General features: G+C 44.9%; 15 protein-coding genes. 7 read left to right on the forward strand and 8 right to left on the reverse strand.

Annotated elements, in window-relative coordinates; translation table 11 throughout:
• Positions 1-62 precede the first annotated feature (62 nt).
• The 3 genes from GJR95_RS12040 to GJR95_RS12050 all read left to right on the forward strand — a co-directional run bounded on the left by GJR95_RS12040 (position 63) and on the right by GJR95_RS12050 (position 2,857).
• Positions 63-974, forward strand: coding sequence for a helix-turn-helix domain-containing protein (locus tag GJR95_RS12040; protein ID WP_162386099.1), 912 nt, complete (start codon positions 63-65; stop codon positions 972-974).
• A gap of 77 nt (positions 975-1,051) precedes the next feature.
• Entirely contained in the window at positions 1,052-1,489 is a 438-nt protein-coding gene (locus tag GJR95_RS12045; protein WP_162386100.1) for a DUF2141 domain-containing protein, read from the forward strand.
• A gap of 54 nt (positions 1,490-1,543) precedes the next feature.
• Positions 1,544-2,857 carry an FAD-dependent oxidoreductase gene (locus GJR95_RS12050; RefSeq protein WP_162386101.1) on the forward strand — a complete coding sequence of 438 codons (1,314 nt, stop codon included), beginning with the start codon at positions 1,544-1,546 and terminating at the stop codon, positions 2,855-2,857.
• Positions 2,858-3,157: 300 nt separating this feature from the next.
• Here the strand turns inward: GJR95_RS12050 and GJR95_RS12055 are convergent, their stop codons facing one another.
• Positions 3,158-4,198: an alpha/beta hydrolase family protein gene (locus tag GJR95_RS12055; protein WP_162386102.1), complete on the reverse strand. Its 1,041-nt coding sequence runs from the start codon at positions 4,196-4,198 to the stop codon at positions 3,158-3,160.
• A 277-nt stretch (positions 4,199-4,475) separates the two neighbouring features.
• Positions 4,476-5,873 (reverse strand): serine hydrolase domain-containing protein, encoded by a 1,398-nt coding sequence (locus GJR95_RS12060; RefSeq protein ID WP_162386103.1) that lies wholly within the window; start codon positions 5,871-5,873, stop codon positions 4,476-4,478.
• A gap of 591 nt (positions 5,874-6,464) precedes the next feature.
• Between GJR95_RS12060 and GJR95_RS12065 the strand changes: the two genes are divergently transcribed.
• The 4 genes from GJR95_RS12065 (at position 6,465) to GJR95_RS42790 (ending at position 8,888) form a co-directional block, all read left to right on the forward strand.
• Positions 6,465-6,863, forward strand: coding sequence for a hypothetical protein (locus tag GJR95_RS12065; RefSeq protein WP_162386104.1), 399 nt, complete (start codon positions 6,465-6,467; stop codon positions 6,861-6,863).
• A 120-nt stretch (positions 6,864-6,983) separates the two neighbouring features.
• The gene (locus GJR95_RS12070; protein WP_162386105.1) at positions 6,984-7,832 is read left to right on the forward strand and encodes a helix-turn-helix domain-containing protein; all 849 of its coding nucleotides are present in this window, start codon (positions 6,984-6,986) and stop codon (positions 7,830-7,832) included.
• Positions 7,833-7,916: 84 nt separating this feature from the next.
• Positions 7,917-8,381, forward strand: a complete 465-nt coding sequence (locus tag GJR95_RS12075; protein WP_162386106.1) for a cupin domain-containing protein — start codon at positions 7,917-7,919, stop codon at positions 8,379-8,381.
• Between the two features lie 267 nt (positions 8,382-8,648).
• The gene (locus GJR95_RS42790; RefSeq protein ID WP_394370002.1) at positions 8,649-8,888 is read left to right on the forward strand and encodes a helix-turn-helix domain-containing protein; all 240 of its coding nucleotides are present in this window, start codon (positions 8,649-8,651) and stop codon (positions 8,886-8,888) included.
• A 214-nt stretch (positions 8,889-9,102) separates the two neighbouring features.
• On the opposite strand, the gene GJR95_RS12085 is transcribed toward GJR95_RS42790, so the two are convergent.
• From GJR95_RS12085 to GJR95_RS12110, 6 genes are all read right to left on the reverse strand, one after another.
• Positions 9,103-9,768 carry an ATP-binding cassette domain-containing protein gene (locus GJR95_RS12085; protein ID WP_162386108.1) on the reverse strand — a complete coding sequence of 222 codons (666 nt, stop codon included), beginning with the start codon at positions 9,766-9,768 and terminating at the stop codon, positions 9,103-9,105.
• Between the two features lie 619 nt (positions 9,769-10,387).
• Positions 10,388-10,795: an EthD family reductase gene (locus GJR95_RS12090; protein ID WP_162386109.1), complete on the reverse strand. Its 408-nt coding sequence runs from the start codon at positions 10,793-10,795 to the stop codon at positions 10,388-10,390.
• Between the two features lie 315 nt (positions 10,796-11,110).
• Positions 11,111-11,506, reverse strand: coding sequence for an SRPBCC family protein (locus tag GJR95_RS12095; protein WP_232541160.1), 396 nt, complete (start codon positions 11,504-11,506; stop codon positions 11,111-11,113).
• Positions 11,507-11,645: 139 nt separating this feature from the next.
• On the reverse strand, positions 11,646-12,065 hold the full coding sequence (locus GJR95_RS12100) for a hypothetical protein (RefSeq protein ID WP_162386110.1): 420 nt from the start codon (positions 12,063-12,065) through the stop codon (positions 11,646-11,648).
• Positions 12,066-12,235: 170 nt separating this feature from the next.
• The gene (locus GJR95_RS12105; protein ID WP_162386111.1) at positions 12,236-12,646 is read right to left on the reverse strand and encodes a type II toxin-antitoxin system VapC family toxin; all 411 of its coding nucleotides are present in this window, start codon (positions 12,644-12,646) and stop codon (positions 12,236-12,238) included.
• On the reverse strand, positions 12,646-12,798 hold the full coding sequence (locus GJR95_RS12110; protein ID WP_162386112.1) for a hypothetical protein: 153 nt from the start codon (positions 12,796-12,798) through the stop codon (positions 12,646-12,648). Before GJR95_RS12110 ends, GJR95_RS12105 begins: the two co-directional genes overlap by 1 nt.
• Positions 12,799-13,100 lie beyond the last annotated feature (302 nt).

A 13,100-nucleotide genomic window follows, 5' to 3' on the forward strand; every position in this document is an offset into this window, starting at 1 on the left:
AAGATCTTTTTCTTCGATCGTTTGCAAGAGATTAGTAATTTAGAGGCAAAGAGTAGCTCAACTTGAAAAGCCAGACAACTATTGATTCGTTCAATACTGAGACGTTCAAACAGCGTTTTGCCGCGCCAGATGCGCCATGGTTTGGTTACGACGAACCCTTTAAAATTGTTAAAATCGAGGCCGTTTTGCCCTTCCTTAAATTTCCATTCCCGATTCACCGAACGGCTTTGTTTGATATTCTATTTGTGACCCAGGGAGCAGGTGCTGCCAAACATTGTGGACTTACCAAGTATTCCATCGACCCACCCCAGCTTTTCTTTAAAGGGGGCGGCCAAATCACCTCTGGCGACGTATATGGGACCGACACGAAGGGCTATTTTTGTTTGATTCAAGCCGATTTCTTAACGACTACGCTCGGCCTGCCATCACTTTCTACTTTTCCTTTTTTCCACTTGGGTAATTCCCCGCTTATCAACCTATCCACGACGGAGGTCGAGCGGTTTTCATTCCTGTTTACCAGGCTACACCAGTATTATCAATCGCCCGTTAAGGAAAAAGAGAAACTAATGGCCTCCTACCTTCATGTGGTAGTGCAGGAGGCAGCCCTCATGTATCAGGTTCAGCACGCCCGTGAACCCTTAAACGTTTTGTCCAGCGCAGAAGCGCTGACGGCTCGATTCTGCGAATTAGTCAACCAGTTCTACTTGACCAAACAGCGTATTAGCCAGTATGCCGATTTGCTTTCGGTAACACCCAACCATCTCAATAAAGCCGTTAAGCAAACGAGTGGAAAAACGGCCTCTAGCTTCATTGTCGAGATGATTATGATGGAGGCCAAGGTACTGCTCAAACAAAGTCTGATGAGCGTCGCTGATATTGCTTTTTATCTGCACTTTGATGATGTTTCTTATTTCATCCGCTTTTTTAGAAACCATTGCGGCCTGACACCTCTTGACTATCGAAAGATGGCATAATTAGGCCTATTTATGGCAGGATTTGTCCCATTCGTTACCCGTGGATAGCGATACCTTTGCTGGAAATCAACGGCAAAATGATCGCACTTTTTTGGGTTTTGTGGCTGAGTGTATGGGGTGATGGGACTCGTTTATCCGCCACGAAGCATACCTTATCCATTCAGATTTCTGGCTTACAAGTCGCGCAGGGTACCTTACTAGTCAGCGTGTTTGCTTCGCCAGCCGGATTTCCAACGGATCAATCCTACGCCCTTTGCGTTCAGAAGATCCCCCTTATTGACTTACTCGATCAACCACCGAGAGTCCAGTTCAACTTACCGGAAGGCCACTATGCGGTGGCCGTTCTACACGACAAAAATAAGAACGGACGAATGGATACCAACTGGGTAGGCATGCCCAAGGAAGGCTACTGCGTGTCCAATAATGTGAAAGGTCATGTAGGGCCACCACGGTTTGAACAAGCCCAGTTCTGGCTAAGTCGTGACGCTCGACAACAACTCCAGCTGATTTATTGATACTTCGTATCAATACCGGTCAATCGTCTTTGAACTCGTAAATCTCAATTTCCTATGCACATCTTGATTATTGGCGCAGGCATTGGTGGCCTGTGCCTGGGCCAGGCCTTAAAAAAGGCAGGCATCTCCTTTGCCATCTACGAACGAAACGTTGACTCAGCAAGCTGGTTGGAAGGATACCGTATCCACGTGAATCCAGTAGGCAGTCAGTCCTTGCATGGCTGCCTGCCCGAAACCTTATGGCAAGCCTTTCTGGCCGGTACCGCTGACGTCAAAGAGGGTTTTGGCTTTCTGACCGAACAATTGGAGGAATTGGTTCATATTGACGAATCACTGATGGTTGGCGCTCATCCGCTGGCTCAACATGGCCAATATGCTATGAGCCGAATTTTGTTGAGAAAGATTCTTTTAGTCGGCCTGGAGGATCATCTTTATTTTAATAAACGATTTGAACGCTATGCCTTCGTGGAGCAGACAGGTGTTCACGCTTTTTTTGCCGATGGCACCCAAGCCTGGGGCGATGTGCTGGTCGGCGCTGATGGGGCCAATTCAGTCGTTCGCAAGCAGCTTTTGCCCCAGGCTCAACGGGTAGAAACGGATGCGATTGCCTTAGCCGGTCGAACCCGGCTTACCGCGTCGAGTCGGCAATGGATTCCCCCGGTGCTACAAGCGCATATGAATGTCGTGATGGCTAAACGAAAGTTTTTCTTTTTCAGCGCTCCGTTTGATCATCAACAGAAGCTACGTCATGCCAACCCGCAACTGCGCCAGGCAATGGACAAGGCAGGACTCTCTTGGACTGATTATATCAAGGCCAATGAAGACTATGTACTCTGGTCCTTTATCACCCATCGCAACGAATTGGCCACAGTGAGCCAAACCGAAGATTTGAGGCCCATTGTTGTCGACAAGATGGCTGGGTGGCATCCTCAGTTAAAACAGCTGGTCAATCAGGCCGACGAAAGTAGTCTAACTCGACTAGCCATTAAAACGATGCTGCCCATCCAGCCCTGGGTAACCAGCCGAGTAACGATGCTGGGTGACGCGGTTCATAATATGCCCCCCTTATATGGGATGGGCGCGAATATGGCCATGCATGATGCGTTGATTCTGCAACAAAAATTGATTGAGTCCAGTAAAGGTAGCCCCCTTTTAGGGGCTCTTTCCGAGTACGAGCAGATTATGCTTACCACTGGATTTAAGGCCGTAGGCTTGGCTGTGGGCTACACGCATCAGGCCATTTCTAACAATAGCCTGATGCGCTCTATTAATCGGACGTGGTTTAGGCTTTGTACCAAATTTTCCCTCCTAAAACAACTCACGTTCGGTAACACATGGAAAGGCAAACTCGGGGATAGAACCACCTAAACAAGTGCTTACACTCTAACTTATTTCCATTTAGCTTAGGCCCTGTGTTAGATGCACCTACTATATCCATGGTTGCCTCCGGCGTACGGCTATTTTGCAGGGAAGCAGCGGCTGAATGTCTGAGTCGTCGTATTTGGCTGATACTTTTTCTCGCAACTAGCTGACTTCATCGATTTATTTTACCGTCTCCTGAAATGCCCTTTTTTTGAAGTAGTCCTTTCGTCTCACTTAGAAGGATTTTGCGAGACCAAGTCAGGAGAGCAAAACACGCCGTAGTAACGACTAGCTATACTTCAATACCTATTTTTGTTGGACCCAGGCCAGAATTTTATCAATATAGCTGGGGCCAACTGTCTTACTGCTTTCTGGACTAACTAGATAATGATTACAGCCTACGCAGGTATCATATACTAAATTGGTCTTTCCTAAACGCAGAAACTCAAGTCGCACATAATCCAGCCCGTAAATGGGAGAACTCCCATCCTGGCTGGCAGCAATCATGTAGATAGGAATCGATAGCTTGCGTAACTGCTCAAAGGGAACGACCGTACCGAAACTGGCCCAACGCAGGTAAGAATGGCCGCCTATTTCTTTATCCGTCGCAGTCGGATTTTTATAAATTTCAGCAATCCCTCTGAAGGAAGCCTCCACACTATCCTGTGCCTGCTGCGGAGTTAGTTCACCTTTGGCTGCTTTGATGCGCCAATTCATGATTCCATCATACAGTTGATTCAGTCCACTTCCCACAATGGGAGCAATATGAGTAACTCGCTTGTCTTCAACCGCTAAGGAAGGAACCACCTGGCCACCTTCGGAGTAGCCCAAAGCCACGATTTTTGATTGATCCCAAAAGCCATGTTTAAGTAAATAACTGATAACCGTTTGGGTGGCCTGCACGCGCCAATTCAGACTAAGTCGTTTCGTGTATTCGTCGGAGGGCTTAAAGGCAAATAAAACCTGCGACGGATTCTTTTGGTACGCTGATACACTTAGATCGAGATTCAATGTGTCACAAAAAGAGGTGCCCGGTTTGCCCAGGATGATATAGTGGTACCGATCTTTTGTCTTGCTGAATAATTCTTCATTGAATGTGATCGGTGTTGTTACAAATCTGTTTCCCTGAATATAAAGGCATAAGGGAAGCCCGCCGCTTCCGTTGACTTCAATCAATAAAGGTGCTTTTCGGCGGATATTTACAGTATCGACATAAAATCGGATCAGGCCTAATTTCTGGTCATGGATTGAAAATTCCTTTAACCCGTACCCATCAGGAGTAACCGACTGAGCAAGTAGGGTATTGTTTAGCAACAGGAGAGTGACGACCAAGAGCAAATTTCTCATTATAGGTTGGTAAACCGGATAAGGTCAGGGAAAGTCGCAATATAAGAGTCAAGAGTTGCACTTAAACGTAAACTCTCCGTGTTGTCCGTTTTCCAATATGCCCGAATAATAGGACGAAATACCTATAAATGAAGCACAAATCATGCTTCATAATTCCAAAAAGGAGCGTTTTCGTGGGATTGAGACTCTTTGTTCAAGTAGATGCAGACAATCTCCCCGATATAAACTATGGACTATTCAGTGATGACTTGGAAGAAAAAGTCAAATCGAGCCATTATCAGTGATTGGTAAAGCTCAGTAAGATGTACTTAGCCAAGAGTTCGTCAGCAGGCGACTGTTGATTAAAATTGCCCCCCGTGATCACCGTCACCATGTTTTGCTCAGGCCAGATGTAGATCCGTTGGCCACCATTGCCTTGGGCGGCAAACCCATCGAAACGACGCCCGCCCGCATTTAAATACTTTAACCACCACAGATACCCATAATTTACATTTTGTACCACGGAGTGTTTGGTTAACGAGGTGGTAATCCAGTCCTGTGAAATGAGTTGCTTGCCTTGCCACTGGCCCTTATTTAAATATAAAAGGCCAAACTTAGCCATATCCCGGGGACGCAACGAAAGCTGACAGTAGGTTTCAGCACTCGACGAATCAGGCTGAAAGTGCCAATCAAACTGGGTGATGCCCAAGGGAGCGAATAACGTTTGTTGGGCAAACTCAGGCAGGGATAACTTGGCCTGCTTTTCAACGATACGGCCTACCGTAATCGGATTACCTGAGCAATACATCCCTTTGCCTCCAGGCACATCACTCATGGGCAAATCCAGCGTATATTTTACCCAGTCCGCTGAATAATCCATCTGGGTTTCAGTACCTACTGCGTGCGCATTGGTAATGTCACAGTCTAAACCACTTTGGTTAGCCAATAAGTGGGCAATGGTAATGGTTCGTTTGATATCCGAGTTGTTGCTAACCTGGTATTCGGGGAAGAAGGGTAAGACCGGTTCATGCACACTTTTGATGAGCCCTTTATCAATGGCGATACCGGTTAAAGCGGAAATAAAGCTTTTGGTGGCTGAGCGAAGTTGATGGAGACGATGTTGGCTGTATTCATAAAAATACTCTTCAACCACCAACCGACCATCTTTAATAATCAAAACAGAATGAATATTGGGATAAGTGCCCTTAACAATTTGTTGAATCATTGTCGTTAGCAGGGTAGAATCTAAGCCCGATTGTTGAAGACCGCCCACTCTCAACCCGTCTTGGTCAGCAATAGGTGGGTGATAGCTGTAGGATTGGTCTGATTGCCCTATCCGGGGATACCACATTTGGATGGGGAACCGCAGCGTATCACTGAGTTGGCGGAATTGTTGTTGGTTGACCCAATAGGCGATAACTTTCCCTTGTGGGTCTCGCTGAAATCGGATGGTATCTTTACGTTGATTTCGAAATAGGTCATCGCCAATGGGATACAGGGGGTAGCGACTCTCGGCAATAATCGCATAGAGGAGCGAATCTCGGGGCGAAGCCGCAAGCTTGAGCGTGGTTCGATTTTGGGATTGGTAAAGTCCCTGGAACTCCTTAAGTTTTTGGTAGGATCGGAAGGAGGGTCGCTGGGCTTGGCAGGTCAGGGCAAGTACGAGAAGCAGAGTAAGGAGTAAGCACTTATTCATAAGGGAGGTACTGAATGATAACTAGCGTTTACCTTGGTTATGGCAAGGACTGTACCAAGGCAGAAAAATGCCTTTAGCTGCCGCTAAAGCTTTAATTCAAATAGGCCGATGTCCACTGCCGGACAGTACTGTCCGTTTTTAACTGATCAGGCTAGGGTCACCCAACCAAGTTGAAGGAGCTGCCAAGTGTGATGCGATTGGCCTAGTAGCTAGTCAGGCAGTTTGCTTTTTCGCTTCGTAGGCGAAGGATCATATAACTATTAAGAGGGCTTGAGAAGTAGTTAGTCATGAATTCCGTATCCTTGATGCCTCGTCCATCTCTCTATTTGCTGCATTTCACAAAACGCCCATTTCTTGAAGCATATGCATGTAGATTCTATCGTCTCAAGTAGGAGCGTTTTTAGGGGACCTCCCTACTTTCTAGTTGCTAGGCTTCCATACGCGGAAATGACAGCTCAATCTACCAAAGGACTGCCCGATGGCTGGTGGGCAATAGGCTGCAACACTGCGTTTTTTTACCACTAAGTTCTGCTTCATGTACCGCAGTTTTGTGCCGGTAATCACCCGATTGTTTCCCCAAACTGCACAACCATGAAAATAGTAGTACTTCTCCTTAGCCTCTGCACGATGAGTGCTGCAACAACGGCTTTTCTAACAACGTATCCAGGAGGGGTAGCCTCCCCACCGAAAAGCCTGGTTGGCCGCTGGGAGCATACCTTCCCGAAAGGTGTCTGGGTCTGGACAATCCGACCCAACGGTACGTTCACACTAACTTCCAAAGGGAAAACGTTTGCCAATGGACAATACCGGGTACAAAACGGCATCTACCAGATGAATGACGCCAACTGCAACGTCAACTATCAGGGGCGTTATCGATTCGCTTTTTTTGCGAAGGACTCCTTGCGCTTCTCAGTCGTTGAGGATACTTGTCAGGCACGTCGGGCAGGTACTGACGGCACGGGCTGGAAACACTTGGCTGATGCCAAATAGACAGATAATCAGTATCTTTAGTGGCCAAGGTTTTAACGGTCACTGTCTTTTCGAACTCGCTGAAGAAGCCCTTGAAAAGGCCCGGCATAGCTTTGCTTTCTCTGAACTAACCGCTGAGCGATGATTTGCAAACGGATTAAACCCGCTTCTTTTGTCGGCAACTACGTCAAAGAGTATTTGCTGCTCCACATGGCCTTTGACCCAACCGTGGCAGCTCCTGTAAAAGCGTACCCGACCAATCCCGAAGAAGGAATCACGTTTCAGATTCTGGGTAACCTGTTTGCGGAAAGTCCGGAATTGAAGAGCGGTAACAAACCGGCCAAGACCTACGTATTTGGTCAACCCGATTCCCGGCAGAATTTTCATTTGCCGCACGAGTTTAAGATGGTGCATGTGCGATTCCAGCCGGGTGGCTTGTTTCACCTGGCCCGCATCCCCATGAATGAGCTGGTCCATCAGCAAATTGACGCCGAGGTCATTTTTGGTTCGGCCATAAAGGAAGTCAACGACCGGCTGGCCAATGCACCCGACTACGAATCCATTCCACCCATTCTGGACACTTTTTTTGCCCGAAAAATCGCTCAGATAAAACACACTAGTCGCCCCATTGATCAAATTGGACGGTTGATTCTGGCCAATCCACAACGGTTCAACCTGGCCTGGGTAGCCGACCAGGCCTGCTTAAGCGTTCGCCAGTTTGAAAATCTGTTTGTGCGGCAAATTGGTATCACCCCAAAATACTATGCCCGGATCTGCCGGTTTTATCAGGCCTACGAATTGAAAGAATTCTATCCTGACCTCGACTGGCTCAGCGTAGCCATCCAGACGGGCTATACCGATTATCAACACTTGGTGAAAGACTTTAAACAGTTTGCCGGAACAGCTCCGAACGCGCTGATTCGGGAGAGTAACCAAAATCCGGAACGGCGGTTAAAGATTGCCGATACGTTTCATTTCAGGGGGGTATAGAACTGCGTTTTTTTACCACTGTTATCAGCCACGTGATATGACCTTTGTAGGGATAAATATCAGATCCATCAAACCGTCATCATTATGCAGGATTCATTTGTACTTTCATCGTTCGAGAGCCGCACTAGCCAACCTTACAATGTCTTAGGCATGGCCGTTTACCTGAAAGTTGCAGGGGCCGATACGGCTGGTCAGCTAAGCGTGTTCGAGGCTGAATACCAAAAACACGAAGGGCCCCCATTACACGCTCACCAGGTAGATGAAACCTTCTTTATTACCTCAGGCGAATTTTTATTTCAAACCGGCGACAAACGCTGTATCGTGAAGGCAGGAGATACCCTATTTATCCCCCGGAATATGCCTCACGCGTTTCTGACTATTAGCGAGCGGGGGGCCATGCTCTTCATGGTGAATCCAACCGACAAGGTAGAAATACTTTTTGAGCGATTGAGTGCTTATCCCACTCCACCCTCGGTGGATGAAGTAGTAGCCCTACACGAAGAACTGGGGCTGAAAATTCTGGGGGGGCCTTTGAGCGCTGCGCAGTAAAAGCAGGTCTGCTGATCAGCTTTTACTGCGCAGCGCTTCTGCTCATTTAATCCGATCAATCAGAGAGTTTATGGGCCCTTCTTCAGCCCAAAACAACGACTTTAAATTGAATTTACTTCTTGTCTATCAAATAACGCCCTATTTAGGGAACAGACTTATGAAAGCCCCTTCGTCTCTTGAAGGAGCATTAAATGAGATTTTGTAACTCGTAGTTGTATTGCGTGATTAGATTGTTATCTGGCTTAAATTTTGCTCGGTATGGTTTTGATGAAACTTCATACGAATGCCGCCTTGACCCAAAAGCAGCGGCAAGAAATCAAACGACTCTATCAAACCGGAAACTACACCTATCCTGCACTGGCCAAACAGTTTGCTACCACTCGCCGGACAATTGCGAAATGGGTCAAACGAGACACGACCACCGATAGGAGTAGCGTGGTCAAGAAGTTGGAAAAATGTTGTAGGTTTAGCCAAGCAGGGAGCGACAGTCATGGTTTTGTAGTCTAGAGAACCACAAAGGTATGGCTAACTGCTCCTTGCCGTTTTTATAAGAAAGCCCTGTACGTTTAGGTTAGCCGCTCTTTCTGAATGAATACCACAGCGCCTACATAAAACGATAAGCTTTATAGTATATATTTTTAAAAAGGATTTGACTGCTTAACAGCTAAGAAAACGGCTAATTCTTATTATACCTGTTACGGCTGGATGTGAAACCTTTGAATTATTTACGCCCTGGTAAATAGCCGTATGTCGATAAATCGTCCTTTGCTTTAATTAAGGATAATGACCCATCAACCAGTACGTAGTTCCTGGTCGTTACATCCCATACAGTATCATAGTAATGGTCGGTCACAAGTATACCTTTGCTGGCTCTTAGCGAGAGAATAACTTTTTTTATTATCTCGTGATAAAGTGGATCGATCATTGAAAAAGGTTCGTCCAGCATTAAGAAGGGGTGGTCCAGGTAAGCTAACAAAAGAAACTCAAGGTATTTTAGGATGCCAAGAGAAAGTGATCCAATACGTTGATTGTCAAATGAGGCTACGCCGGGGGAATAAAATACCTGATTTTGTCTTTCCCCATCTGAAATGATCAGAGGAATGAGGTCCCTGACTTTGAGGCCACGTGGTAAAAAGCTATGTTGGGGAAGATAGGCAATTAGTTTACCCGCAATATTGGTGCTCGGGTTGAATGGTATAGAATCAATATAGAGTGAGCTGGCATTCGCTCTCATCGTTCCGAATAGGATCTTCATTAAGGTGGATTTTCCAGCACCATTGCGCCCAAAAATGCCGACTGTTTCACCCGTTCTTAACTCGAGACTTCCCTGTTTAAGGATGGCTCGCGTACCGAAATTTTTCTCGATCTTCTTTACCTCCAAGAGCATATCAGCTTAATAAAAAGGCTCCTACTACAGCTGAAAGGCCTAGATTAAAGAACCATGCTGTTAGCATTAGACGCGCTCTGGTAAGCCCTACATTGTAATAGAGGTAGTATTCATTCCTATGAAAATATTCATAGGCAATGAGACTGAGCAGCATACCCCCGGTTAGAAACAACAGAATGCCCTCTGCTGGACTAGTGACGAACGTGACTAATAAGGACAAACCCAAATTAAACTTGGTTAAGTCAATATAATACTTCCAAAACGCTCTGGTCATAGTCGATTGATTGTGCTTTGTTATGGATGACAATCTACAACCAATCATTTTAGTAAAGTCCTGTTTACAAGCTATTTAAGATAATTTATGTTTTTTCGAGGTTTTAGCCATGATTTAAACAACCACCAAAAGCCTTCTATGAGCATTCACAATTTATAGGTATAAATCCATTTTGAACTGATTAAGATGTCTGATGAAATCATATCTATCATACTGCCTCAGATAAGCGCTCCTTTCATGCCATTGAGCGAGCATCTTACAATTGGCTGTATGCAAACAGAATTATAGAACTAAGTCTAGACAATTTGTCCGCCGTTACGTTCCCTTTTCTAGCTACACCCTTATTTACTTTACCACCTCACTTACCAAAATGACAGGCGTTACATTGGTGTAATTTGGAAAATCTGCACGAATGGCGTCTCTGTTTGGTCCTATAGCCGCTTGATAGTCACTTAGGCTTTTTACATAAAATGTGCCAATAGCCATAAAAGGCAGTGGTTGATTAGGAATACCGCTGGCAACCCCTTTTTCAATGGTGTATTTAACCAAATTTGATCCTAAAAACCCGGCTACCATGGGCATGTGCTTGGTTTCATAGTACTCTACATTAAAGGTTTTACCTTCGGCATAAGGGTACATGACAGATACTTTAATTAAGCCTTTTTCAACAACAGCCGTGTTGTGCTTTTCCTGACTAAACACAGCAAAACAAGTGGTTAAAAGTAAAAACGTTAAGATTACTTTAACTTTCATAATCGATTTAGTTAAATGATAAAATATTCATCTTAAAACAGTGTTCCGTAACTTCCTGAACAGTGTCAGAAAGTTATATAAAATATACTTTCTCTATTTCTACTCCACGGTACAATTCTGTAAGCAAATGAATAGATAATCAAGAGCAATGAGTTTAGGGCTTTCGCTCAGTAAACGCTCGTGGCTGTTGCAAAACTCTGAAAGGCGATTGGTAGGCTCGACTATTGCCCATCATGCTCTTAAATTTTACCCAGAAAACAGAGAATTGAACCCAAAAGCTGAAATCAGTCACAACTTTTGCTACAGCCACCAGACTTATATTATGAGATTACTCTCATTTGATTCGGCTACATTTTTAAGTATCCTATTACGCTCAATGAGGAATTTTTCCATATAAGTCCTCAAAATCAGCTTGTCAAAAATTGCCCCCAAAATGCCGAAGGGGGTTTGATAAGTAAATTCATCCCGCATCAATGTCTTGCCCTGCTCGAATTCAAAAAAATGGCTATGGTTCATCTCTTTGAATGCCCCCTTGACCATTTTATCATTAAAGTAGTAGGGGTAATTCATCTCAACGATAGATACCGTAAGTCGTTGCTTTATCCCAAAATGAATAGCTTCCCAAGTTACAAAATTTCCTTTTTCAATTAACCCACTCGTCTTACCAGCAACAGCTCGTTCCTTGGTTTTTTCGGTTGACTGCTGATGCAAATCAATATTTCTAGCTAAATCGAAACATTTCTCGATAGGAGCATTAATTACAGTCTTCAGCTTTATGATTGTGATTAAGCAAATATGGATTGCAGCCTTCTATTATTGTATATGTGAACTTTATGTAAATTCAAGAGCTTTAAATTCTCGTATCGGTATTACTTCCAATTATGCCTGTGTTATGATACATCGGGTAGATACAAGCCGTCGATGAGATTAGTTTTGTATATAGCTTGAAGGGATTAAATGGTTCACCACAGACCATTTGAAAAGCATCAATGTCTAAAACCTGCTTAACTTCAGTAGAGCGATTCACTAGTTTTTTGCTTAAATTAACAATTAGTCTGGCTTGGTCCCGGCCAGTTTTACAAATAAACAGATCGATACCATTCTCCAAAGGATAATATAAACCTATCATTTCACCACTCGAGAGTGAGCAGGCTAGTTGCCGCGTTTGATCTTTAGCCTCAAGCAAGACCAAACTAATCAGAGCAACAAGTCCCCCTAAAAACAGCATATGTGTCATTAGGTCCGCGTCCAAAATGCGTTGTAATTCCATAGTAGTAGAGCCGTTGGGCTGTTTGTGTGAAGCCGGAAATCTGTTGTATAATTAACTGCTGTAATGATAAAGCATTACGTGAATACTAACAAAAAGGTCTAGTAGTCAATGTGCCAATAGCAGCAAGCCCGTCCATTTCTGAACAGGCTTGCAGGAATGAGCGGTACTAATTAAGCCGCTAACAATTTTAAACCGTGTTGTCGGTAGTACGGGAACTTACCATCATGACTGATCATGATTAACCGCTCCTCTATGGCTTGACAGATTAACAGATGGTCGAACGGGTCATTATGCTCCGGATTTAATTCTTCGAGCCGTTGGATATGGGCTAGTGTCAGACCGAGTGACTTAATCCTTAATGTGCTTACCAACAGCGAAGCAATAACAGAAATGGTAAAGCCTTGCGGCAATATAAAGGCTCCCTTGTTCAGCTTCGTTTTAATCACCATTTCCCGCAAACTTTCCAGGCTAACATAAAACTCGTTTTGCTCCTCGTACAAAATGGTTTCAATGGCTGGCTTGAGCTGTTTATCATCCGTAATGAGCCATACCAGGATGTGGGTATCTAACAGGTACCTCATTACTTGGCCGGATATAAGTCCTCTTTCCAGACAGACGGCTTATTAACCATCTTTCCTTTAAAAATCCCCTTGCCCGCTTTCAGATTCGATTTGGCCTCCGGTTTTGGCGTGTTGTCGGGTGGGAGTACGGCTGTCTTTGTTTTATGTGTCATAGTCTAGTAACAAGTCTGGTGGTAAGTCATGAGTAAAGTCTGACGAAAATACAGTCTTTTTCAGTCTCCGAAACCAACGCCAGATTTATCGTCTCAACCGGTTTCCGCCGTATCCGTCAACACCGGTTGAGACGATAAATCTGGCGTTGGTTTCGGCGTTGAAGCGGGTATATTTTCAGCGACTCCTGAACTCAATAATTCGATGCTGCACACCGTACCCAAAGTTAATTTGGGTGTTGCCGTCCCGGTCTTTGTACTCGCTCACTTTGGGCTGACCCTCCCAAAATACTGTAGTGTAACCA

It is taken from the genome of Spirosoma endbachense (genome assembly GCF_010233585.1).
Classification (GTDB): Bacteria; Bacteroidota; Bacteroidia; order Cytophagales; family Spirosomataceae; genus Spirosoma; species Spirosoma endbachense.